The sequence below is a fragment of the Methanoregula sp. genome (assembly GCA_026625165.1).
GTDB lineage: Archaea > Halobacteriota > Methanomicrobia > Methanomicrobiales > Methanospirillaceae > MVRE01.
Window position 1 is genome coordinate 181,001 of the sequence record CP112999.1, and the last position, 20,224, is coordinate 201,224.

A 20,224-nucleotide genomic window follows, 5' to 3' on the forward strand; every position below is an offset into this window, starting at 1 on the left:
TCCTGCATGAAATTTGGCGGTGCAAGCTGATAACATTGTGTCAGTCCGGAACCCCCCGGCATAACGGCTTTGCCAGATGCCTGCGGGCAGTGGGGGGAACTTCATACCATCCTGGTTCCAGCGTCCGTGCTAGGTCCTGTAATTCCCGCTCATTTTTCTTCGCTCCGCACTTTTTACATTTGTACCCCTTTCCTTTGCCATCGCTTGTCATCCGCTTGTTGCATGCGGTGCAGAGCGGCGGGTGTGATATGGCGGCGCGTGCAAGGGACACCATCCTTACCTTCTCCAGATTGATGCTCCCTTTCTTGAAACTCCCGCATGCAATCACCGTATCGCCCGGCACAAGTGCACGTACGATCTGCCTGAAATTTTTTGTGGGCTCGTATGCCATGCACCGTATTACGTTATCTCCGGATTTTATCGTAAATGCAACATGCCCGCCGGCACCTGTATTTGGTGTACCCACAACGACCCCCCTCACGCTGTATGAAATCCCCTCACGCAGTTCTCCGGCATTGCCGTTTATAATATGGGAATCCGTTCCCTGGTTTGTCACCCAGATCTGTTCGAGACCGGGTTTTTCAGAATCAATCATCGACCGGGCTATCATCACCCAGCCCGGGCTTTCGCCCCGGATGCCAAAAAGCACCGGGTCCGGTGTATGCGGTACGCAAACAACAACACCGTTCTCTATATCAACAGTGTCCCACGTATGCGGAAATGTCGCCTCTTCTGCGGCAAAGAGGCTTTCACGATTTACATCGCGGACCGTCCCCCACTGCTCCGGGTGACGGTAAGCCAGGACCTCGTACGTTGCATCAGGTAATTCGCTCGCTACCGCGGCGGTTGCGCCAATCAGACCACGCCGGTTTTTATAACCGCGGTATAGCGCACCTGCCGATTCAAGGATTTCTACTGCCTCATGAATCTCACAAAAATCCCTCACAGCCTTCCAGTAAAATGCAGGGTCAGGAGGAGTTTTTGCAACAACAACTCCGGGATTTGTGTTCTCGCACGCAAAATCGGCCAGGTCCTCAACGGTACTGCAGGCAATATCAAATGCAGTGGCAGGGTTACCTTCAACTCGGAGCGCGATCGCTGCGTTGCCACGGGTCTTATAGGTAACATTCGGGTTGAGCCGGATGAGACGTGCCTCGCGTACTCGCATACCCCGCCTGATCAGGCGCCGGACGAGCACCGCCCCGAGGTATGTAGTGCACATTCCCTGTGGGGAATCCGTATCATCGATCCCGATCAGCATGTCTATATTAATATATGCAGAGGCTCTATCCATTCTTAACTGCTATGACTCAGGACCGGTCGCTCCAGCTGGTGACAAGCGTTATGATCACCGCTGGGTTTGAAGTGTCCGAGCGCTTCTCGCTAAGGCCGCGGAGTTTTGACCTTATTGCCCGTAAAAACGGGACAATGCTTGTCATCAAAGTTGTCTCCCACATCGACAGCGTGAGTGATGACGTGGCATTTGACCTTGAGATCATCGCCCGGCACCTTCGCGGCATCCCGATGATAGTCGGGGAGCGCGCACGTGATGCGGAGCTGGAGCGCGGTGCAGTGTATGTCCGGTATGGCATCTACGCGGTCAGCGTTGCCACGCTCTATGACTTTTTTGTCGAGAAGATCCCCCCGCTCGTTTATGCTTCGCCCGGCGGGCTGTACGTGAACATCGATGGGGAAGTGATCCGGGAAATGCGGGAGCGGCGCGGGATGTCGCTTGGGGATCTCGGGCACCTGCTCGGTGTCTCGCGCAGGACGATCAGCAAGTACGAGAGCGGGATGGGTACGACACTTGATGTGGCGATCAGGATCGAGGAAGTTTTCAATGCCGGGGTTGTTGAATCCATTGACCTTCTCAGGCATGAACCTAAAAAAGAGAAAGAACCGATCGATCCAAAAGAGCACCAGGAACGGTTAACACCCATCGGTTTTCTGGAAGAGATTGGTATGAAGCTCCACACGCTGCGGGGGGCCCCGTTCCAGGCGCTGGTCACTTTTGATGAACATACGATCTTTACCAGCTACGGGACGGCGCAGAAGGTGATCAAGCGCGCTGCACTGATCGGCAACCTCTCCAAGATCGCAAAGAAGCACGCAATGTGCGTGATCACCGATTACTACAAAGAGAAAAAAATCGGGAGAACTCTTTTAATTGGTGAGGACCGTCTTCACCATCTCCGCGACGGATCCGAGCTGATCGATCTCATCGGAGACTCAGGTTCTGATAAGTTGTAGGTTGATCAACCGATCTGTCGGTTGGTGATAACTCGCGGTTGGTAGTGGCGCATATATACTTTAAACATTGAAAAACATCTGATGGCCCAGAAAGTAGATACAAGACAGCCCTACCCGCGTGATAGTGGCAGTCTGTTATCTTCATCTACAATGTACCCAAAACCCACCCCCTTACCAATCGAATCTTTACACACGGCAATAAAATCTGCATTTGAGAGAGCATTAAAAACAAAAAAGGGAAAGCAGAAAAAAATCCCAGACACTCCAGATAAACTCGTTTCATTGTGTTTAAAACATCTGAAAGAGCGAACCGATCCGATAATCGGAACCGATTTTTATACTCACTTAAGGGCGGAAGAAATCTTCGATATGGATGCAATCTCTCACGAAATGCAGAGACAACGGATGCAGATTGGCGTTTTTTATCAGTTCTTAATAATTGCTTTAATGGAAGCATCCCGTCAAAACGGGAATATCCATATTATTCGTGCTTCTGATGGCACAAGAGAAGGGGATGTACTTGCGGATCTAAAACCACCCGGTTGTGAAGTCGGACTACGGTTGTACATGTCCGTAAAAAAATCGGCGGATACCGTTGGTGGGCAGGATGTTGAGGGAGTGGTAAAGAGGTTGGAGAGAGTTGCAAAACAAGAGAAGAATCTAACCTCTCCATATCTCTGTGTTATTGCTATTGCAACACCGCAGAATGGAAGAATACAAAGTTATGATAACAGTCGAAGCGTCAAATACAATCAAGATGGGTATCCATATTCTGAAAATTGTGAAGTTTGGACACCGGGATTCATTTATCCATTTATCTCTGGAAGGAGTGCGATCGAGATATATTCAGAATCGATGAAATTCATCGATGCAAATATGCCATTTAATTCTCTGAAGTATCGTGAAGAATGCAACCGACTTCTAAAAAATAAGTTAATAGAGATGGGAATTTCAAATTCTGAAGGAATGGTCGTTAAGGAAAAATTATTCGAATATGTCGCCCACGAAGATTAGAATCCCTCTTTAATCATCCGTGTTCCATTAAGATTTGCCTCTTTTGATATTCGGTCATACGCCGCTTTGCAATATTCTTCATTGTTATCAATAATGATTGAATTTCTATGGAGGTTGATCGCCGCTATCCCAGTTGTTCCAGATCCCCCGAAAGGATCAATTACAAGGCCGTTATCTGGAGTCAATAACCGAATAAAGAATGCAGGTAATCCGGTCGGGAATACAGCCGGATGTCCATAATTTTTTCCAACTAATGGCAGGTCTATAACATTAGAGGGGAGCACTTTTGTTTTACCAACCCAGTTTCTCAAATCTCTCCCAAAACCGCTTTTGTTCTCGGAGTCGTGCCGTTGAGCACTCTTTCCTTTCAAATTTGCGAGCCGTACTTCAGTCCATCCACCGATAGGTACTTTCACGGCTTCCTGATCCTCGTATGGCTTTTTGTCCTTAGCGAGATGGAAACAGTATTCCCAACCATCTCGTAATCTGGTTGGCCAATACCCCGGCATTGGATTTGTCTTATACCAAATGTAATCGTCAATTGCGTACCAATTTCTTTTTTGGAATCCGATCACGGTTTCCCAGACGTAGCGATGTCTTTGACCGGCTACAATTCTGTCCTTAATATTCAGGACGAAACTACCCTTTGGATTCAGTATGTTAAAGAACGGATCTGAAAAAGTAAACATCCATTCGGCGAACTCATCGGGATGCATACTATCATAATGTTTTTTTCTGGCATCCGCATACGGTGGGGAAGTAATGATGAGATCGGCGGATTCATTGATTTTTGGGAGCTCTTCTCTACTATCTCCGCAGATTATTTTACAATAGATATTCCCCGATAAAGCCTCTTGTATAGCACCGGAACTTTTTATTTTTGCTCTTCTCGTTTTCATATAAAATCCCGGTTACTGTTTATTTTGTCGCTCAATTTTCTCAATCGTGATCTTGACGTAATCCCCTTCTTGGATGCTCTCAATTTCCCGTACTTCTTGGGGTATCGTAATCCGTCCACCTTGAATTACTTTAAGCGTAGCAGAATGTAGTTGTGCCATACAAATCTAAAGTAAGAATACACTTTTAACACATTTAATACTTTCTAAATCAATCGGCATCAAAAGGTTTATAATGTAGTCTAACGTATTATAATGTATAATAACTACATTAAGATACATAAGAAGTGAGTGAAATGATTCGCCAACTCAACAACCCAAGAGAATTAAGAGGACTGGCAATCCTCAGCCAGCCCGATACCGTCATCCAGACGGATAAGAACCAATGGAATGTCCGATCACAGTCAAAGGACTCGTACTATCAGGTTACCCGGTCATTCCAAGATCGAAAAGCCCAGATGAACAACCGAGCAACATGGACTTGCTCTTGCCCGGATTATCAAACCCGTCAATTACCCTGCAAGCATATCCACGCCGTTCAATTCTCCCTGAAACTTGCCGGTGAGATAGAACAGGAAAGCGCAGTTCAACACATCGCAGAAACAGAACAGAAGATCACCTGTCCTTTCTGCAAGAGTGCGAACATCGCAAAGTGGGGGAACCGAAAAACACAATTCGGATCAGTCCAGCGGTTTGCCTGTCATGACTGCAACCATAAGTTTGTTATCGATAAGGGATTCTGCCGGATGAAGAACAGCCCCAAGACGATTACCCTCACTCTTGATCTCTATTTCAAGGGAGTGTCACAGAGAAAGATTGCCGATCACCTGAAGCAGTTTGAAAGTGTCGAAGTAACACAGCCAACGATCCTGAACTGGATTCACAAGTATCTGAAACTACTCTCGAAGTATGCAGAGAAATACAAGGCCGATGTCGGCAACATCTGGCACTCCGATGAGACAACCGTGTTCATCAAGAAAGACGGTCAGAAGAAGTGTTATGAGTGGATATGGAATATCATGGACGCTAAGACCCGGTATCTCCTCGCGTGTCAGGTTACGGAAACCCGGTTCAAAGAGGATGCGCGTAAGCCACTCCGGAAGGCAAAGGAAACCGCAAACAAAGCACCGGACGCGATTGTAACCGATGGACTGCACGCGTACCGGGATGCGATTAAAGCAGAGTTCTAAGGTCTTAATGATCGTATTCTAAATCCACACGTCCGGTTAAAAGACTTTGAAACAAAACCGAATAACAACATCCTTGAGCGGTTAAACGGGACGTTCCGCGAGAGAACGAAAGTTATGCGATCCTTTGACAGCTCCGTTAGCGCGCAGGAGTTTGTCGCAGGGATGCAGACGTACTATAATTACATCAGACCTCATCAGGGAATCGGAGGATTAACCCCGGCGCAAATGGCTAACATTCCGATCAATCTGATGGGGAACAGATGGGAAACAATGATCGGGTTGGCAAGCGAGAAATAACTAAGGAAAATAGTCAATCTTATTTTCAGGTTCGTACTTTTTTAAGTGGTATTCACTGTATTCAGTAATTGAAAAAAGACCGACTATAAATGCCACAATAAAAATAAGGATTGCAACTGGATCAATATCAACTGTGAATCCTTTGTTTAGGATAGCCATGTACCCAAATCCTAAAAGCGCCACTATCATCTGAGCTGCAATCAGTGAGAAAAGAAATGATAAAAATCGCTCTCTATGCTGCTCAATAATCATCTCTCGCTTCTCAAATGGGAAATATTGAGTTATCGGAGTTTTATCTTTTGTTGGATTACCATAAATCCTGATGATAAGGAGTGTTATCATTGTTGATGAAACGGCTAATAATGAGGTTAATATTGTGATTTGGATGTTTAAAGTTAAAAGAACCACAAGATAAGAACCGATCAAAGGAATAGAGATGCAAAAATAACTTGCCCTAACTTTTTCTTTTTTTGATGCTATATCCTCATTTGAAAGTTTATGATACAGTCCAAGTAGAGAAATGTGCTTAGACAAAAAGGGCAGAACATAGAATAAAAGGAGCCCGAAAAAAACAACGATTAAAATTAAGGTTATCCAAGGAGGGATTATGGTTTCCTTAGGAATGGATATATTATCGATTACCTGCGATGGATTATCCATTGAACTCTCTGGATAAGATTTATTCTTTTAGGAGTTGTTGCTGAGATTTAAGCTGTTCAGATTTCCGCCTGTCTAAACGGATCATAATCAATACGAACAAGTTCATTAAAAATATTCCAAGTAAGACGTACTGAAGTAGGATGAATACAATACTTGCTCCACCAACAACAAATGGCAGACCGTTTAGTAATACTTGAATTAAATTACCCCATGACACGGATAACCACTCCTTTTTTTGGTGATGTTTTCCTGCGCTGCCCGCATTGCAATAAATTTTACTATAATCTAAAAAACAAATCATACTCTCGCGCGTCATCATATAAATATTCTGTAATGTTTTAAGATCAATCGGCGCATTATCAACCACGACTTATCACACGCGTTGAAATTTATCGATCAACCTACAACTTATCAGAACCGAGACTCATAATATTTATATAGAACCACAAACCAATTTTAGTGCTAAAAGTGGTGATACTATGTCACAACAGCTTGGAGGCCAACCTATTCTTATCTTAAAAGAGGGCAGTTCACGCACGCGTGGACGCGATGCACAGGGCATGAACATTACTGCTGCTAAGGCAGTAGCGAGTGCCGTGCGCACGACCCTTGGTCCGAAAGGAATGGACAAAATGCTTGTCGATACCATCGGCGATGTCGTTATCACAAACGACGGCGTCACAATTTTAAAAGAGATGGACATCGAGCACCCGGCAGCAAAGATGATGGTCGAAGTTGCAAAGACCCAGGACGATGAAGTCGGCGACGGGACCACCACTGCAGTCGTTATAGCCGGGGAACTCTTAAAGAAGGCAGAAGACCTGCTCGAGCAGGACGTCCACCCGACTATCATCGCTGCCGGTTACCGGCAGGCAGCTGAGAAGGCGCAGGAGTTCCTCAAGGACATTGCAATCGATGTAAAGGCAACCGACAAAGCGATGCTCAAAAAGATCGCAGAGACCGCGATGACCGGCAAGGGTGCCGAGGCATCCAAGGACAATCTCTGTGAACTTGTTGTTAAGGCAGTTACTATGGTTGCTGATGAGGATGGAAGCGTCGACATTGAAAACATCAAGGTCGAAAAAAAGACCGGTGGATCCATCGATGATTCTGAGATTATCGAGGGTGTACTTATTGACAAAGAGCGTGTCCACCCCTCGATGCCAAAGAAGGTCACGAACGCGAAGATCCTGCTGCTTAATGCTGCAGTCGAGTTCAAGAAGACCGAAGTCGACGCTGAAATCAATATCACCAGCCCCGACCAGCTGCAGGCATTCCTCGATGAAGAGGAACGCATGGTCAGAAACATTGTCGACAAGGTTGTCGCAAGCGGTGCAAACGTCCTTTTCTGCCAGAAGGGTATCGATGACATTGCCCAGCACTATCTTGCAAAAGCAGGTATCTTTGCAACACGCCGTGTGAAAAAGAGCGATATGGAGAAGCTCGCCCGCGCAACCGGCGGAAGCCTCGTTTCATCCATCGATGCAATCAGCAAGGATGAACTCGGGAAGGCAGGACTCGTCGAGGAGCGCAAAGTCGGTGGCGAAGAGATGACCTTTGTCGTGCAGTGCAAGAACCCCAAGGCCGTATCCATCATTGTCAAGGGCGGCACAGAGCACGTTGTTGACGAACTCGAGCGGGCAATCCACGATGCACTCCGCGTTGTTGGTGTTGTCTTTGAAGATCACAAGGTTGTTGCCGGCGGCGGTGCACCCGAAACTGAGCTGTCTCTCCGTCTCCGCGAGTATGCCGCCAGCGTCGGTGGACGCGCCCAGCTTGCGATTGAAGCATTTGCAAGTGCGCTCGAAATCATCCCGCGCACGCTCGCAGAGAACGCGGGACTTGACCCGATTGACATGCTTGTCGAGATCAGGGCAGCCCATGAGAAGGGCAAGAAGACCTTCGGTCTGGATGTATTTGCCGGAAAAGCTGCTGATATGAAAGCAGCCGGTGTCGTCGAACCTCTCCGTGTCAAGACTCAGGCAATCTCATCTGCTGCAGAAGCTGCAGTCATGATCCTTCGGATTGACGATGTCATTGCATCGTCCAAGTCACCCGCAGGACCCGAGGGTGGTATGCCCCCCGGTGGAATGGGTGGAATGGGCGGCGGTATGCCCCCCGGCATGGGCGATTATTAAGATAATCCCTCTCAACAATTTTTCCCACGTGCAATTAGTCAAAAAGAAAAATGTTTTTAGCTGGTTTTTAATCCCGTTGCAAAACCAGTTCAGGTTTTAATAAACGGCAACGAGACTTTTTTTGCGATCATGTCCGTGACCCTGCTAAAATTTTCCTGGGGGCAGTACAGGGCGATGGGGCTGATCAGCTCCTTGCTACGGATGTATATTACCCGCTGGCGGGCATAGATCTTTACGCTGCGAACATCCTGCCAAGGAATGAAGTTCTCTTCCTGCGAGACCGCGACAAGGCTTGTACCCGCTGCATTGATTGAGCCGGACATCAGGGACAGTACAAGGGTCCCGCGGCTGATTTTTTTTGCAGGACTACCCGCTTCATACCCGACTCCGGCATTATTTACATAGAACCTGGCGGCAAGCCCTCCGCCCAAGGAACGGGAGACAGCAACCATGACGATGAATGCGATAAATAAAAAGATCACAAAGAGCCCGCCGAACAGCATCAGCACACCGAGGCGGTCACCGGCATTGGAAAAGAGGACCACGATGACGGCGATGACCAGTACAGGCAGGCCGAGAGCAAAGACAAGGTCACGCCACAGGACTGTGTTTTTTACAAGCGGGATAGTGTACTCCCAATGAATCCCCCCCTCACCCCGGCGGATCGCATCATGTTTCAGGGTGCATGCAGTGCAGTGCGGGTGGCCTTCTTTTTCGATCTCCTTCCCGCATTTCGGACATTTCGTCATGGTCTCATCATGATGATATGCTATCCGGATTCCAGTGCATGGTCATATGTCAAAACGGCGATCCTTACTATTAGAATATAAGGATTGTTAACCGTAAAAGGTTTCTTTGAATTAACCATTGTCACCAGAGTTACCGGATGACTACGCTTCGGGGCAGGGGAAAAGAAACCACACCAGAATGCAACAAATTCATAACCCTCCACGTGCACCTACCTCACATGAGTGACCAGTTCATCTTCCTGACCTACCGTACTGATTGCTACCACTGCAAACAGATCGCAGACCAGATCATCAAAGCCGTTCCGTACAAAGCTCAGGTCGCGTGCGATAACTGCGGTGCAACCCGGGTCTTCGTCCCCCGCATTCAGGACGTAAGCAAGCCAGGCACCTTTACAAAAATTGGGTGCTATGATACATGGGAACTTAAAAGCGATGCGAAGTGCCGGAACTGCCATGTGACCGGTCCCCATGATATCGTCATCGGCTGCAGGCATTTCACGGTCCGGTGCCAAAACTGCGGGTTTACCCATTTCTACAAGTTTGATCTTGAGTTTATAGCAAAAGACGAGCTGAAGGTGTGATGATCAGACCGTATGGCCGGGTTGAACAAACAGTGTTTTTAAAAAATTCTGGTAAAAATAAAAAAGGTCCGGATAATTTGTTAACGATTTAAAATTTTTCCGATGAGTTACATATCTTCCCGCAACATCGCAATTGCTTTCTTAGGGCATTCGTTGGCACAGATGCCGCAGCCCTTGCAGAATTTCAGATCCACGTTGAGTTCATCATCGATTGCTGCATCCGGGCAGTACATCCGGCACAGGCCGCATTCATTGCACTTCTCCTTGTCTACGACAGGCTTAAACACCCGCCACGAACCGGTCTCTCCCACAGCGCCTTCTTTGGGTGTGCTTATCGCGAGTCGTTTGCGTTCCGTACTCATGCAGTCATCTCCTGGTATGCAGCTTCGGCAGCCTTGATATTCCGCTCATCGGAAAACATCTCGGCAATCGCTTTCTTTGCCGATCCTGCGGTAATGATGGCAAGTTTTGCCATTGCTCCGAGCACCGGGGTGTTGAGGATTGGGCTTCCTGCGACAACAAGGTTCTCTTTGAGGGCGATACCCGTGAGATCGACATTGTAGGTCATGAACCCCGCAAAGTCGGGCTTGTGGGCGCTGTTGATCACAATCCTGCCGGATTTTTTAAGCCCGTGAAGCACATCGACCGTGTCCATCACACTGGCATCAAGCACGACAACCATATCCGGCTCCCTGATCTGGCTGTACACCTTGATTGGCTTGTCATCGATACGGACAAAGGAGACGACCGGTGCCCCGCGGCGTTCAGCCCCGTAGAACGGAAAGGCAGTTGCATATTTCCCGTCACGGGTTGCAGCGAGGGCGATAAGCCGGGCAGCAGTAACGCCGCCCTGCCCGCCCCGCGAGTGGATGCGGATCTCAAACATTGCCGGTCACCCCGAACCAGAACTCTGTGCCCATCCTGCGGTTTTTCACGAACCCGGCGATGTCATCGTAGGTGACCTCCTGCCCGCCGAGCCCGGCAATGACACTGAAGACATCGATCCTATTCTTGGCCTGTATGGACTTTGCAAGCACTCCGCCAAACCCGAACGAGTAGTCGCGATCGATAACGACAACCTCTCTCCCCCTGAGATCAAGGTCCGGGAAAGGTCGGAACCAGCGCAGCCGCATTGACCCGGCTTTCACCCCCTCATTCCGCAGGTGGTCCACGGCTACCTCTGCCTCCCTGCCCAGTGTGCCCATCGAAACAACGATTACGTCTGCGTCTTCGCACAGGTAGTCCTCGGTAAACCCGTATGTCCTGCCAAATCTCCTCGAAAACTCATCTTCTGTGGCCGCGATCACCTTCATGGAATCCCGCATCGAGCGCTCAATGTCCCACCGGAATTTAAAGTAGTCTTCCGGACCGGTGAGCGTTCCGTACCCGGCAGGGTTTTTCGTGTCGATCGCGTGGGGGAGATGAAGCGGCGGGATGAAATCATTAGGTTCCACAGCATCGAGCGGCTGCATGATATGGGAGAGAAGGAAGCCATCGAGATTGATCATCACCGGCAGCAGGATATCATTATCCTCCGCGATCCTGAATGCCATCAGTGTCGCATCATATGCTTCCTGTACACTCGCGACATAGACCTGCAGCCAGCCTGTATCGCGTTCCTGCATCGCATCGGTATGCTCCGCCCAGATATTCCAGCCCGGCCCGAGCGCACGGTTCACGTTTGCCATGACGATGGGCAGGCGGGCGCCTGCCGCCCAGTTCGTCATCTCGTGCATGTACAGGAGCCCGTGTGAACTCGTGGCGGTAAACGTTCGTACGCCCGTTACACTTGCCCCGATGCACGCCGCCATTGCCGAATGCTCGCTTTCGACCGCGATGTAGCGTGCCGGCAGTTCTCCGGAAGAAACGTACTCTGCGATTTGTTCCACGATCTCTGTCTGGGGCGTGATCGGGTATGCGGCGATAACAACCGGTTTTGCCTGTTTTACCGCAAGTGCCACTGCCTTGTTCCCCGTTGCTACTGTCAGCATACTCCCGCCTCCTCCTGAGCGAGCCGCTGCAGGTTCTTTGCGACCCGTTGTTTGAGGATGCCAAGCGTTTTTGGATCAATGCCTTTGAACCTGCCCTGCGGGGCGAGGTAATCCTCAAGCGGGACTGGTTTTTTTATCGCTGCTTTTGATGGTGCGGTTATCGTGAGATTGCCATACTCACGCTCGTACAATACCCATATCCCGGACTTCACCGCGAGCTTTCCTATCTCGACTGACTTTTCCGTTGAATAGCGCCAGCCGGGGGGGCAGGGAGCAAGCACATGGATGAAAGTCGGCCCGCGGATCGAGAGTGCCTTCTGCACTTTCTTGAAAAGGTCCTGCGGGTATGCGGCGCATGCGGTTGCCTGGTACGGGGGTTCGTGGGCAGCGATAATCGCATCGATATCTTTCTTGACATCAGTCTTGCCTGCGGGGGTTGTTGTTGTCTTTGCGCCCAGCGGAGTCCCGCCCGATCTCTGCATGCCGGTGTTGCCGTACGCCTCGTTATCATAGCAGATGTAGAGAAAATCCGTTCCGCGCTCAAACGCCCCGGAGAGCGCCTGGATCCCGATATCGAGCGTCCCGCCGTCTCCTGCGTAGACGATCACATTGGTCTTTTTGCCCAGGGCGCGGAATGCGCTGCTCATTCCTGAAGCCGATGCAGCCGCGGTGGCAAAAGCCACATTATATACCGGCACATTCATCGCAGTATTCGGGTAGATGCCCTGGATTACACTAGTGCAGCACGCAGGTACCACTAGAACGGTGTCGGGTCCGGCGGCTTTCAGCACATACCGGAGCGAGAGAGAAGCAGAACAGCCGGCGCAGGCGGACGTGCACTTCAGGATGAATTCTTCTTTGGGTATTTCGGGGATAGTATCAGGCTCCTGCAGTTATTGGCGATCTCGGAAAACAGGGTCGCATATCGAGTATTATTTGCAGGTAATGTGCCAAAAAAGTATCATATTGGATCAGCGTGCAGGATAAAATCCAGCCTGCCACTTACCGGCAGAATAAATTGGAAGGTATTCGATGCACCGTGTCCGGTATGAGGAAACCGGGGTCTTAGTGTACCTGAAATCTGATTGGAACAGACACTTTCACAGTGCACGGCAGGGGATTTAAATTCCGGTTTTTATCAATGATGGTATGTGGAGGGAAACCCCCTGATGCTCCGGATGGAGTTGTCATACCAGTCCCTCCCAACCTCTCAACCCTGGATGTGTCTGCTCCCCGGTTTCCGGGACGCTGGCACGCCTCTTTTCTTTTATTTCCTGATCGGTGGCTGCAGCGCCCTTCATAACCCTCAAATATCATCCACACCGATTCACTAATGTTTAGTTATGGCGCTCAGATCGGTGAACCTCCCCGGTGTCGGGACGAAGTATGAATTTGAGACCGAGAAAGGTGACATTGTCGCCATCTTCTTCACCAAGACCGGCACCATCCAGATGTATACCCTCCAGCAGGGATGCCACACTCCAAGTGCCGCTGAAATGACCCCGATGGAGGCGCGACGCCTTGGGAATATCCTGACCGGAGCGATCATCGAAGCGGAATCGGAAAGTGTCGAGATTGCATTCTCAGCCCTTGCAGACCTGCGGATCACTATTCACACGTACATTATCCCGAAACCTGTCGCAGGAAAAACGATCGAAGACCTCCAGATCCGCACCAAGACCGGGGTCACGGTGATCGCTGTCAGCCGCAGGGACAAGAACATCATCAACCCAACCCCGTCATTTGTTTTCGAGACCGGTGATGCAGTCGTCGTGATAGGGGAGACCGACCAGCTCAAGAGGTTCGAGCGGGAAGTCATGGTGGATTAATGGAAGGCATCGTCCTGGCATTATTTGTATGCCTGGTACTTGCTATTATTACGAAATATCTCTCCATCCCTCCAATCCCGTTCTACATTCTCGGGGGCGTGTTGCTCGGAAAAAGCGGGCTTTCGCTGGTGGCCTCCAGCGAGATCAGCCACTTCTTCTCCCAGATGGGTCTGATCTTCCTGCTCTTTTTCATGGGGCTTGAGCTGAAGCTCGACAGAATCGCTCAAAATCCCTCTACTGTCATAACCAGCGGGGTCATCGAACTTACAATCGATATGGGTGTCGGTTTTGTCGCCGCCTACCTGCTCGGTTTCTCGCTTCAGGAATCACTGGTAATCGCATCGGCGTTCTACGTTACCAGCACGGCGCTTGCTATCACATCGCTCATTGAGAACCGGAAGCTGATGATGCGCGAGGCGGATACTATTATCTGGCTGATGGTTTTTGATGATCTGGTACTCATCATTATCCTTGCGATCCTTTCGGTAGGCGACCAGAACATCCTGTTCTTCTTCTTAAAGATAGCAGGGGCTCTTGCACTGATGTATGCAGTTGCTCATTATGGCAAGGAATTTGTTATCAATATCCTCGACCGTTCCGATGAACTCCCGATACTCTTTACCTTCGGGGCCGTCCTTACCACAGCATCATTCTCGATGTATCTGGGCATCCCTGAAACAATGATGGTGATTGCGCTGGGGGCAGCGCTTGCAACAACCGATCCAGATGCCTTCGAGCAGCACGCCCGCCCATTCAAGGATGTTTTCCTCGTGGTTTTTTTTGTCTTTTTCGGAATTACCATCAACCTCTCCGGGGATATGAACTATTTTATCATCGGTATAATCTGCCTGCTTGCCATTGTCAGCAAGTTATTATCGGGTCTCCTGATCGGTATCTTCGTCCATGGTTCGGTGCTCTCGGGTATTGAGATCGGGGGAAATATCATCGGCAGGGGCGAGTTCTCGATCGCGATTGCCGCGCTCTATGGATCTCCCGCAGTCGCCGCCGTGATCGCAGCGATGGTTATTGTCACATCTATTGTTGGGGCATTCACCGCAAAATATACCGGCCGGTTGCGCAAGTGGTTGGCATCTCCGGGCCGGCGGACACCGCACCACCGCGGGCATTAGCAGCCATAAAAACGAAAAAGGAATATTCAGATATTTTTGATATATCGGACGGTTATTCGATCAGCACCAATCCTACTGATACGATATCGCTGTGTATGACCTTGCCGTACTCCATATTGCTGCAGGGGATCGTCTGCAGGTCCCAGCCGGCATTCCTTGCCGTGGCAAACACGTCCATTCCCGCCGCCTCCATGCTCGGGCGAACCATGTCCATGTGACGGCATTTCCTGCGGATACTCTCGTCAACCGTTCCGGCACACTCCTCCGCCACGCACTCCTCGCAGTAGATGCACGGGTACCCCCCGAATGCGAATGCCTTGTAAAACCCATCGTAAAATGCAGTCTTTTCAAGCATATGGACCGTGGTGTTCACCCAAAGGATAAGATCCTTGTAGAAGTGGTGGAAGTCTTCGGGCAGGTCATCACCGGAAAATTTCGCATGTCCCGGGACACCATCAAACCGGACGAGAAGTCCGGTATGGTACTCCTTTACCATCCGCCGCGTGTCGTCCGGCAATGGGGCATACGGGGGGCACCCGAGATGTTTTGCATAGCCCCTGCACCCGTACCGGCACTTGAACCGCACCCATTGCGAGACCACGATATCTGTTGCAGCAACCTGTTGTGCGACTGCTCCCTTTTCTTTTGCAAGGCTTGTGAGTTTTCCTATCTCGGTTTTAATGTCTGGCACCATGAGACACCTGTATGGAGAGGATACGGGCAGAAATTTATAAAGGTTTCTTCAGACCAAAAAAAATATCTAACCTTGTGTTTAAGGAACCGGGCTGACGGTATCCCGGATTTTTCCCGGTCAAAAAATTGCCAAAAAAGCTTTGGGTAATAACCGGTTTGCTTTTATTTGTAAGCCTACCGCCTTTCCCGTCCTAGCTGCCCCGTTTTTCGACGATCCGCTGGACGACAAGGCGGGAGCTGCAGAGCTCGTCATCACCATATTTCCCGATACGGACGATTCTGGCAGAAAGCCCCCGTGCCGCAAGAAGTTCCTGGAGTTTTGATTCATCGAAGTGCTGGTTGAACCCGATCGTGATGATCTCCGGGTGGATCTCCTCAATCGGGCGAAACATGTCAGACTTATCACCGAGAATGGCATGGTCGACGCACCGGAGCGCTGCTACCATCCTGCGTCGTTGCTCTTCGGGGATTATTGGCTGGGGCTTATGCTTGACGTTTGCGTCCCGTGCGATGATGACATAAAGCTCATCACCGAGTTTTTTTGACTGTTCGAGGTAGTAGATGTGCCCGGGGTGGAGGATATCAAACGTGCCCGTGGCGACGACCCGTTTCATGTCACAACCTCCATCCTGCACGGCTGGCCGTTTGCGGCAAAACAGTTCCAGTCCCTTTCAGTGTAGGGGTAGCCGATTATAATGTGGAACCGCCCTGTGCGGGGAAAAAAGCGGACGTCTGCATCCGATGGCCGGAGCACGCCGTTCGGGTGGGAATGACAGCTGCCGGCGATATGGGTGGAAAGCGGCATCATGTCAAATAAAAGGGATGCCGAATTTTCACCAGTCATAGTCCCCGGGAGCAGGGTCACCTCGTCAATAATGCCATCACATTCGGTGAGCAGGGCTACAAACTCATTGGGATGGGCGTCGCGCCCCATCTGGAGGAGGAGGTTGAGAAGGTCCTGCCGGATTCCGCGGATGGTCATGGTGTTACTTAGGATCGTGTGCTGTTCCATAAAAAAACTGTTTAAAAAAAGCGATGGGATTACTGTTCGACCTTTGCAAGTGCGGAACTGAGATCTTTTGTAAGGTCAACACCGGTAAAGGCACCTCTTGTCGGGAGCGACATTGTAAATTCCGGGGTCATGTCATACTCGACCGTAGTGTTTACCGGCACGGTAAAGTCGAGGATATGGCCACCGGTGTGCCGGTCATCGCTGATGAAATGAAGGTGATACCCAACGACATTGAGCCCCTTGAAGAAGACCGGAGTGTAGAACCCAACTACGGTTCCGGTTGCATCCGGGTATGTGTAGACCGACTGGTTCTTTGCCGCATCGGTAAGCGTGGGGTAGGGCTTGTGCTGCGCGGGTATTGCCCGAACTTTCATGGACGGGAATGTGCCATGCATTCTTACTGCATACAGCATGTTCTGCGAGGGCAGCCGGTCACCCATCGTGGAGGAGAACATGGAGAAGTTCATGGGGCGATCTGTGGTCGCCACCATGTCGCGATCAAACCAGGTTACGGTAGCCAGAGGCGTTGTTGCACTGTCTGCGACCGTATATACACCGCCGTCTGCCTTTGCCTGGAACACCTTGCCGTCCAGCACTATCATTTCGCCATCTAGCCTGTCGAACGTTCCGATGCCGAAGTCGCCATGTTTTTTGAGTTCTCCGACCGGCTGGACACCATCGAAAACACCCAGCATCAGCGCGTCAATGGTCGAGACCTGGTAGAGCGTTTCGCGATCCGTTACCGGTATCGTGTTCTTTGGCAGGCTGGTCGCTACGGCTGCGGCAAAGAAGATGATGGCAGCGGCGACCGCGATGCCGAGAAAGAATTTTTTGTCCATACCCGGTTCCCTTTGCTCACTTCTTCCCGGTCACCTTGATGACGTGGAACCCGAACTGGGACTTGACCGGCCCGATGATCTTGCCGGCGTCAGCGGCAAACGCCGCCTGTTCGAACTCGGGCACCATCTGCCCTTTGCCGAACCAGCCCAGGTCCCCCCCATTCTTGCGCGACGGGCAGGAGGAGAACCGTTTTGCAACTGCAAGGAAGTCTTCGCCATCGTTGATGCGTTTCAAGATCCTGTTTGCCTCGTCCTCGGTCTTGACAAGGATGTGGGAAGCACGAACCTGTGTGGTCATATATAGAGATGAGGGATTGATGGAATAAAAGGGTTGATGAAAGGTTTTTGCCGGGAAAATCCCCGATGGTTTTGGATATTTTCCACGAGACTGACAGCAATTCATGGGTATTTTTATCCATGAATCCCTGAGATATAATCAGGGTTTTATTGACTATGGAACCTGACAAAACAGACACTCGCGACGGCAAAGGAGGACAGGAAGGAAAGAGATGCGGGCAACCTGTCTTTGGGAAGATGACTATAGCACTGATCATCGGAATCGTTGCTTTATTGATCATTTTTCTGGCTGTATTTTCATCTGCATCGCCATCAGTGCAAAATCAAGTCGTCTCCCCCGGCACCTGCGGGGACAAGGTACTCCAGTATGTGAACCAGAACCTGGTCCCTCAGGGGAGCCCTGCCACCCTTGTCGAGACTTCAGAAGACCGGGGTCTGTACTGGATAAAGATCCAGTACCAGTCACAGGTGATCACCCTGTTCGCATCAAAGGACTGCAGCCTCTTATTCACCAGTAATTATGATATGAACCAACAGGGCACGCAGGCCGCACAGCAGAAAGCCCCGGTGAAATCCGCCCGTCCCGCTGTGGATCTCTACGTCATGGCATTCTGCCCCTACGGGATCCAGGCAGAGACTGTGATGAAACCCGTTGTCGGCCTGCTGGGATCAAAGGCAGATATCCGGCTGCGTTATATCACGATGGTGACCGGGACAACAGCCGATTCAGTAAATTCCCTGCATGGGCCTACGGAAGCACAGGAAGACCTCCGCCAGATCTGTATCCAGAAATATTATCCTGAAAAACTCTGGACGTACGTTGCACGGTTCAATGAAGCATGTTATCCGGAGTCCGCCAATACAGAAACCCAGAAAGCCTGCTGGATGAATGCGAGTGCAATGGCAGGGATCGACATGGCAAAGATCACTGCCTGTGCATCTGGGCCGGAAGGGATCTCGCTTATGAAAGCGGATGAGGCAGATTCAAATAAGAATGGCGCATCGGGATCACCCACGCTCATCATCAACGGCGTGACATATTCCGGGGCACGCACACCGGAAAGATACAAGCAGGCGATCTGCAACAGTTACGACACCGCACCGGCCGAATGTGACACGACGTTATCAACTACGCAGGCAACAAATGCAGCTGGTGGGTGCGGGTAATTTTTTCCTTATGTTTATTGACAATTTCGAACCGGAAAATATTTTTGGGTAAATGGTAATTTTACACCTAATTTTTCACATAAAATCTTCTACATTCCGATGAATAGTTTTCGTGCTCCGGGGAACTTCGTCGATGGTTCAGCCCCGTCACCCGGTCCCGAATTCCTAAATCACAGTCGAGGGACAACATCGCCAGGTCGCGGGCGATGGTCAGTAAGTACTATCACCTTTAGGTCATTGTATTTCAGGATGACCGAGAATAGGTCAGCGCCCGGGAGGTACGGAGTCCTCTCACTTAAGTTATCTCAGTTCTATTGTTTTTGCTTGATAAATTACCCCCTCAAGATGGTTCTTATCTTTCGGCTGGGACAATGCGTAAAGTGTATATGTACCCGGGGGTAGGTTTGAGGAATTTGTTCGCCAATTATACCACCAAGTATTAGGACCGAATTCTGTATTTCTTACTGATATGACCGTGTCAAAGCTTGAGATATTATCGTTGATGACTTCAGATTCAGGATTATTGAGATTCGCACCTGTTCTTTCACCAATTCCCGGTCCGGTGATCATTAAATAGACTTTGTCAGATACAGTGTTTAAACCATGAATAGAAATAATGTCACCTCTCATAAAAAAATTGTCAACTAATCGGGATTCACCATCATACAGAAAAAAAAAGCGCTCCTTTGGAGTAAATGGATTTAATGGTTGATCATTCACCAACAAAAAAGCAGCGACCAATTTTACAACAAAAAACAATAAAATTATAATAAGTATTATCCCAATTACTGTAAACACTGTTTTCAATGAATATTTTTTTTCTTTTTTATCCGATGGTGTTTCATCCATACTTTCCATTCCATTTTATCACATAAAAATTTTTCATTTAAATGAAATCGAAGGCAAAAAATAACGCATATTTATTTTCAGATAATACGATCAACGGAAAGAACAACCTCAGCATATTTAAATGTTCTCCTCTTCGATATTGTTATGACAACATTTCCTCATGAAGTCACTCACTTCGGTGTAAGTGTTTTGAATTGCGTAAAAGGTAAAGGTGGTTAAATGCGAATCATGGATAACCGGTGTCTTTTCATTTTCCTGCTGGCAGCTATTGTTATAGTTCCAGTTTCTGCACAGATTGATGATACTTTAACAGAACAAAATGCATCATCTGTTATTTTTCCGCAAATGAAAATCACTCCGTCTGATACTCTGAAACATTCCGGAATTGAGCAGCAAGGGCAGCAGAAACAACTCAGTGCACTCACAGAACCACTCGATGTAAAAATCCAATCATCAGATTCAGTTGATATCGAATGGCAGAAACTTATCGGGGGTAACAGCGGAGAAATTTTTTTGATATTCAACAGACTTCCGATGGGGGGTTCATAGCAATTGGAGGAACGGGTTCGAGTAATAATGGGGATGTTATTGGATGGAATCATGGATCTGCAGATGCCTGGATTGTAAAATTCGATGAAGCGG

At 49.3% G+C, this 20,224-nt stretch carries 24 protein-coding genes; 9 read left to right on the plus strand and 15 right to left on the minus strand.

Going from position 1 to position 20,224, the window contains the following annotated elements:
• Positions 1–40: 40 nt before the first annotated feature.
• Entirely contained in the window at positions 41–1,261 is a 1,221-nt protein-coding gene (locus OS112_00980) for a tRNA(Ile)(2)-agmatinylcytidine synthase (GenBank protein WAC05231.1), read from the minus strand.
• Between the two features lie 44 nt (positions 1,262–1,305).
• Here OS112_00980 and OS112_00985 point away from each other — a divergent pair, with 44 nt between their 5' ends.
• Both OS112_00985 and OS112_00990 read left to right on the plus strand, forming a co-directional pair.
• The gene (locus tag OS112_00985; GenBank protein WAC05232.1) at positions 1,306–2,250 is read left to right on the plus strand and encodes a transcriptional regulator; all 945 of its coding nucleotides are present in this window, start codon (positions 1,306–1,308) and stop codon (positions 2,248–2,250) included.
• A gap of 81 nt (positions 2,251–2,331) precedes the next feature.
• A complete protein-coding gene (locus OS112_00990) occupies positions 2,332–3,264 on the plus strand; it encodes a hypothetical protein (GenBank protein ID WAC05233.1) in 933 nt (310 codons plus the stop codon).
• Here OS112_00990 and OS112_00995 read toward each other — a convergent pair.
• On the minus strand, positions 3,261–4,163 hold the full coding sequence (locus tag OS112_00995; protein ID WAC05234.1) for a site-specific DNA-methyltransferase: 903 nt from the start codon (positions 4,161–4,163) through the stop codon (positions 3,261–3,263). The genes OS112_00990 and OS112_00995 overlap by 4 nt on opposite strands.
• A gap of 293 nt (positions 4,164–4,456) precedes the next feature.
• Here OS112_00995 and OS112_01000 point away from each other — a divergent pair, with 293 nt between their 5' ends.
• Positions 4,457–5,350 (plus strand): DDE-type integrase/transposase/recombinase, encoded by an 894-nt coding sequence (locus OS112_01000; GenBank protein WAC06182.1) that lies wholly within the window; start codon positions 4,457–4,459, stop codon positions 5,348–5,350.
• A 297-nt stretch (positions 5,351–5,647) separates the two neighbouring features.
• On the opposite strand, the gene OS112_01005 is transcribed toward OS112_01000, so the two are convergent.
• Positions 5,648–6,307: a hypothetical protein gene (locus tag OS112_01005; GenBank protein WAC05235.1), complete on the minus strand. Its 660-nt coding sequence runs from the start codon at positions 6,305–6,307 to the stop codon at positions 5,648–5,650.
• Positions 6,308–6,326: 19 nt separating this feature from the next.
• Positions 6,327–6,674 carry a hypothetical protein gene (locus OS112_01010; protein ID WAC05236.1) on the minus strand — a complete coding sequence of 116 codons (348 nt, stop codon included), beginning with the start codon at positions 6,672–6,674 and terminating at the stop codon, positions 6,327–6,329.
• A 112-nt stretch (positions 6,675–6,786) separates the two neighbouring features.
• Between OS112_01010 and thsA the strand changes: the two genes are divergently transcribed.
• Positions 6,787–8,445, plus strand: a complete 1,659-nt coding sequence (gene thsA, locus OS112_01015; GenBank protein ID WAC05237.1) for a thermosome subunit alpha — start codon at positions 6,787–6,789, stop codon at positions 8,443–8,445.
• A gap of 89 nt (positions 8,446–8,534) precedes the next feature.
• Here the strand turns inward: thsA and OS112_01020 are convergent, their stop codons facing one another.
• Positions 8,535–9,194, minus strand: a complete 660-nt coding sequence (locus tag OS112_01020) for a hypothetical protein (GenBank protein WAC05238.1) — start codon at positions 9,192–9,194, stop codon at positions 8,535–8,537.
• 218 nt (positions 9,195–9,412) lie between these two features.
• On the opposite strand from OS112_01020, the gene OS112_01025 reads away from it, so the two are divergent.
• Positions 9,413–9,775: a hypothetical protein gene (locus OS112_01025; protein ID WAC05239.1), complete on the plus strand. Its 363-nt coding sequence runs from the start codon at positions 9,413–9,415 to the stop codon at positions 9,773–9,775.
• 107 nt (positions 9,776–9,882) lie between these two features.
• On the opposite strand, the gene OS112_01030 is transcribed toward OS112_01025, so the two are convergent.
• The 4 genes from OS112_01030 to OS112_01045 are packed head-to-tail and all read right to left on the minus strand — an operon-like array spanning position 9,883 to position 12,641.
• Complete coding sequence (locus OS112_01030; protein ID WAC05240.1) at positions 9,883–10,137, minus strand: 4Fe-4S binding protein; 255 nt, start codon at positions 10,135–10,137, stop codon at positions 9,883–9,885.
• A complete protein-coding gene (locus OS112_01035) occupies positions 10,134–10,661 on the minus strand; it encodes a 2-oxoacid:acceptor oxidoreductase family protein (protein ID WAC05241.1) in 528 nt (175 codons plus the stop codon). Before OS112_01035 ends, OS112_01030 begins: the two co-directional genes overlap by 4 nt.
• Positions 10,654–11,766 carry a pyruvate ferredoxin oxidoreductase gene (gene porA, locus OS112_01040; GenBank protein WAC05242.1) on the minus strand — a complete coding sequence of 371 codons (1,113 nt, stop codon included), beginning with the start codon at positions 11,764–11,766 and terminating at the stop codon, positions 10,654–10,656. Before porA ends, OS112_01035 begins: the two co-directional genes overlap by 8 nt.
• Entirely contained in the window at positions 11,760–12,641 is an 882-nt protein-coding gene (locus tag OS112_01045; GenBank protein WAC06183.1) for a thiamine pyrophosphate-dependent enzyme, read from the minus strand. Before OS112_01045 ends, porA begins: the two co-directional genes overlap by 7 nt.
• Before the next feature lie 468 nt (positions 12,642–13,109).
• Between OS112_01045 and OS112_01050 the strand changes: the two genes are divergently transcribed.
• Together OS112_01050 and OS112_01055 are read left to right on the plus strand one after the other, a co-directional pair.
• Entirely contained in the window at positions 13,110–13,595 is a 486-nt protein-coding gene (locus tag OS112_01050; protein ID WAC05243.1) for a potassium transporter TrkA, read from the plus strand.
• Positions 13,595–14,725 carry a cation:proton antiporter gene (locus tag OS112_01055; GenBank protein WAC05244.1) on the plus strand — a complete coding sequence of 377 codons (1,131 nt, stop codon included), beginning with the start codon at positions 13,595–13,597 and terminating at the stop codon, positions 14,723–14,725. The genes OS112_01050 and OS112_01055 overlap by 1 nt, the downstream gene beginning before the upstream one ends.
• A gap of 52 nt (positions 14,726–14,777) precedes the next feature.
• On the opposite strand, the gene OS112_01060 is transcribed toward OS112_01055, so the two are convergent.
• The 5 genes from OS112_01060 to OS112_01080 form a co-directional block, all read right to left on the minus strand.
• Positions 14,778–15,419, minus strand: a complete 642-nt coding sequence (locus OS112_01060) for a DUF2284 domain-containing protein (GenBank protein WAC05245.1) — start codon at positions 15,417–15,419, stop codon at positions 14,778–14,780.
• Positions 15,420–15,609: 190 nt separating this feature from the next.
• The gene (locus OS112_01065) at positions 15,610–16,032 is read right to left on the minus strand and encodes an FAD synthase (protein WAC05246.1); all 423 of its coding nucleotides are present in this window, start codon (positions 16,030–16,032) and stop codon (positions 15,610–15,612) included.
• On the minus strand, positions 16,029–16,400 hold the full coding sequence (locus OS112_01070) for a Mov34/MPN/PAD-1 family protein (protein ID WAC05247.1): 372 nt from the start codon (positions 16,398–16,400) through the stop codon (positions 16,029–16,031). The genes OS112_01065 and OS112_01070 overlap by 4 nt, the downstream gene beginning before the upstream one ends.
• A 59-nt stretch (positions 16,401–16,459) precedes the next feature.
• Entirely contained in the window at positions 16,460–17,269 is an 810-nt protein-coding gene (gene budA / locus OS112_01075) for an acetolactate decarboxylase (protein WAC05248.1), read from the minus strand.
• A 16-nt stretch (positions 17,270–17,285) separates the two neighbouring features.
• Positions 17,286–17,672, minus strand: coding sequence for a peptidyl-prolyl cis-trans isomerase (locus OS112_01080; protein WAC05249.1), 387 nt, complete (start codon positions 17,670–17,672; stop codon positions 17,286–17,288).
• 50 nt (positions 17,673–17,722) lie between these two features.
• Between OS112_01080 and OS112_01085 the strand changes: the two genes are divergently transcribed.
• Positions 17,723–18,733: a thioredoxin domain-containing protein gene (locus OS112_01085; protein WAC05250.1), complete on the plus strand. Its 1,011-nt coding sequence runs from the start codon at positions 17,723–17,725 to the stop codon at positions 18,731–18,733.
• Positions 18,734–19,033: 300 nt separating this feature from the next.
• Here the strand turns inward: OS112_01085 and OS112_01090 are convergent, their stop codons facing one another.
• Positions 19,034–19,582 (minus strand): hypothetical protein, encoded by a 549-nt coding sequence (locus OS112_01090; protein WAC05251.1) that lies wholly within the window; start codon positions 19,580–19,582, stop codon positions 19,034–19,036.
• Between the two features lie 219 nt (positions 19,583–19,801).
• On the opposite strand from OS112_01090, the gene OS112_01095 reads away from it, so the two are divergent.
• On the plus strand, positions 19,802–20,131 hold the full coding sequence (locus tag OS112_01095) for a hypothetical protein (GenBank protein WAC05252.1): 330 nt from the start codon (positions 19,802–19,804) through the stop codon (positions 20,129–20,131).
• Positions 20,132–20,224 lie beyond the last annotated feature (93 nt).

Excerpts from the sequence above, each read along its gene's own strand:
- OS112_00980 (WAC05231.1), bottom strand. The coding sequence starts at position 1,261 with ATGCTGATCGGGATCGATGATACGGATTCCCCACAGGGAATGTGCACT.
- OS112_00985 (WAC05232.1), top strand. The coding sequence starts at position 1,306 with ATGACTCAGGACCGGTCGCTCCAGCTGGTGACAAGCGTTATGATCACC.
- OS112_00990 (WAC05233.1), top strand. The coding sequence starts at position 2,332 with ATGGCCCAGAAAGTAGATACAAGACAGCCCTACCCGCGTGATAGTGGC.
- OS112_00995 (WAC05234.1), bottom strand. The coding sequence starts at position 4,163 with ATGAAAACGAGAAGAGCAAAAATAAAAAGTTCCGGTGCTATACAAGAG.
- OS112_01000 (WAC06182.1), top strand. The coding sequence starts at position 4,457 with ATGATTCGCCAACTCAACAACCCAAGAGAATTAAGAGGACTGGCAATC.
- OS112_01005 (WAC05235.1), bottom strand. The coding sequence starts at position 6,307 with ATGGATAATCCATCGCAGGTAATCGATAATATATCCATTCCTAAGGAA.
- thsA (WAC05237.1), top strand. The coding sequence starts at position 6,787 with ATGTCACAACAGCTTGGAGGCCAACCTATTCTTATCTTAAAAGAGGGC.
- OS112_01020 (WAC05238.1), bottom strand. The coding sequence starts at position 9,194 with ATGACGAAATGTCCGAAATGCGGGAAGGAGATCGAAAAAGAAGGCCAC.
- OS112_01025 (WAC05239.1), top strand. The coding sequence starts at position 9,413 with ATGAGTGACCAGTTCATCTTCCTGACCTACCGTACTGATTGCTACCAC.
- OS112_01030 (WAC05240.1), bottom strand. The coding sequence starts at position 10,137 with ATGAGTACGGAACGCAAACGACTCGCGATAAGCACACCCAAAGAAGGC.
- OS112_01035 (WAC05241.1), bottom strand. The coding sequence starts at position 10,661 with ATGTTTGAGATCCGCATCCACTCGCGGGGCGGGCAGGGCGGCGTTACT.
- porA (WAC05242.1), bottom strand. The coding sequence starts at position 11,766 with ATGCTGACAGTAGCAACGGGGAACAAGGCAGTGGCACTTGCGGTAAAA.
- OS112_01050 (WAC05243.1), top strand. The coding sequence starts at position 13,110 with ATGGCGCTCAGATCGGTGAACCTCCCCGGTGTCGGGACGAAGTATGAA.
- OS112_01055 (WAC05244.1), top strand. The coding sequence starts at position 13,595 with ATGGAAGGCATCGTCCTGGCATTATTTGTATGCCTGGTACTTGCTATT.
- OS112_01060 (WAC05245.1), bottom strand. The coding sequence starts at position 15,419 with ATGGTGCCAGACATTAAAACCGAGATAGGAAAACTCACAAGCCTTGCA.
- OS112_01065 (WAC05246.1), bottom strand. The coding sequence starts at position 16,032 with ATGAAACGGGTCGTCGCCACGGGCACGTTTGATATCCTCCACCCCGGG.
- OS112_01070 (WAC05247.1), bottom strand. The coding sequence starts at position 16,400 with ATGACCATCCGCGGAATCCGGCAGGACCTTCTCAACCTCCTCCTCCAG.
- budA (WAC05248.1), bottom strand. The coding sequence starts at position 17,269 with ATGGACAAAAAATTCTTTCTCGGCATCGCGGTCGCCGCTGCCATCATC.
- OS112_01080 (WAC05249.1), bottom strand. The coding sequence starts at position 17,672 with ATGAATTGCTGTCAGTCTCGTGGAAAATATCCAAAACCATCGGGGATT.
- OS112_01085 (WAC05250.1), top strand. The coding sequence starts at position 17,723 with ATGGAACCTGACAAAACAGACACTCGCGACGGCAAAGGAGGACAGGAA.
- OS112_01090 (WAC05251.1), bottom strand. The coding sequence starts at position 19,582 with ATGGATGAAACACCATCGGATAAAAAAGAAAAAAAATATTCATTGAAA.
- OS112_01095 (WAC05252.1), top strand. The coding sequence starts at position 19,802 with ATGCGAATCATGGATAACCGGTGTCTTTTCATTTTCCTGCTGGCAGCT.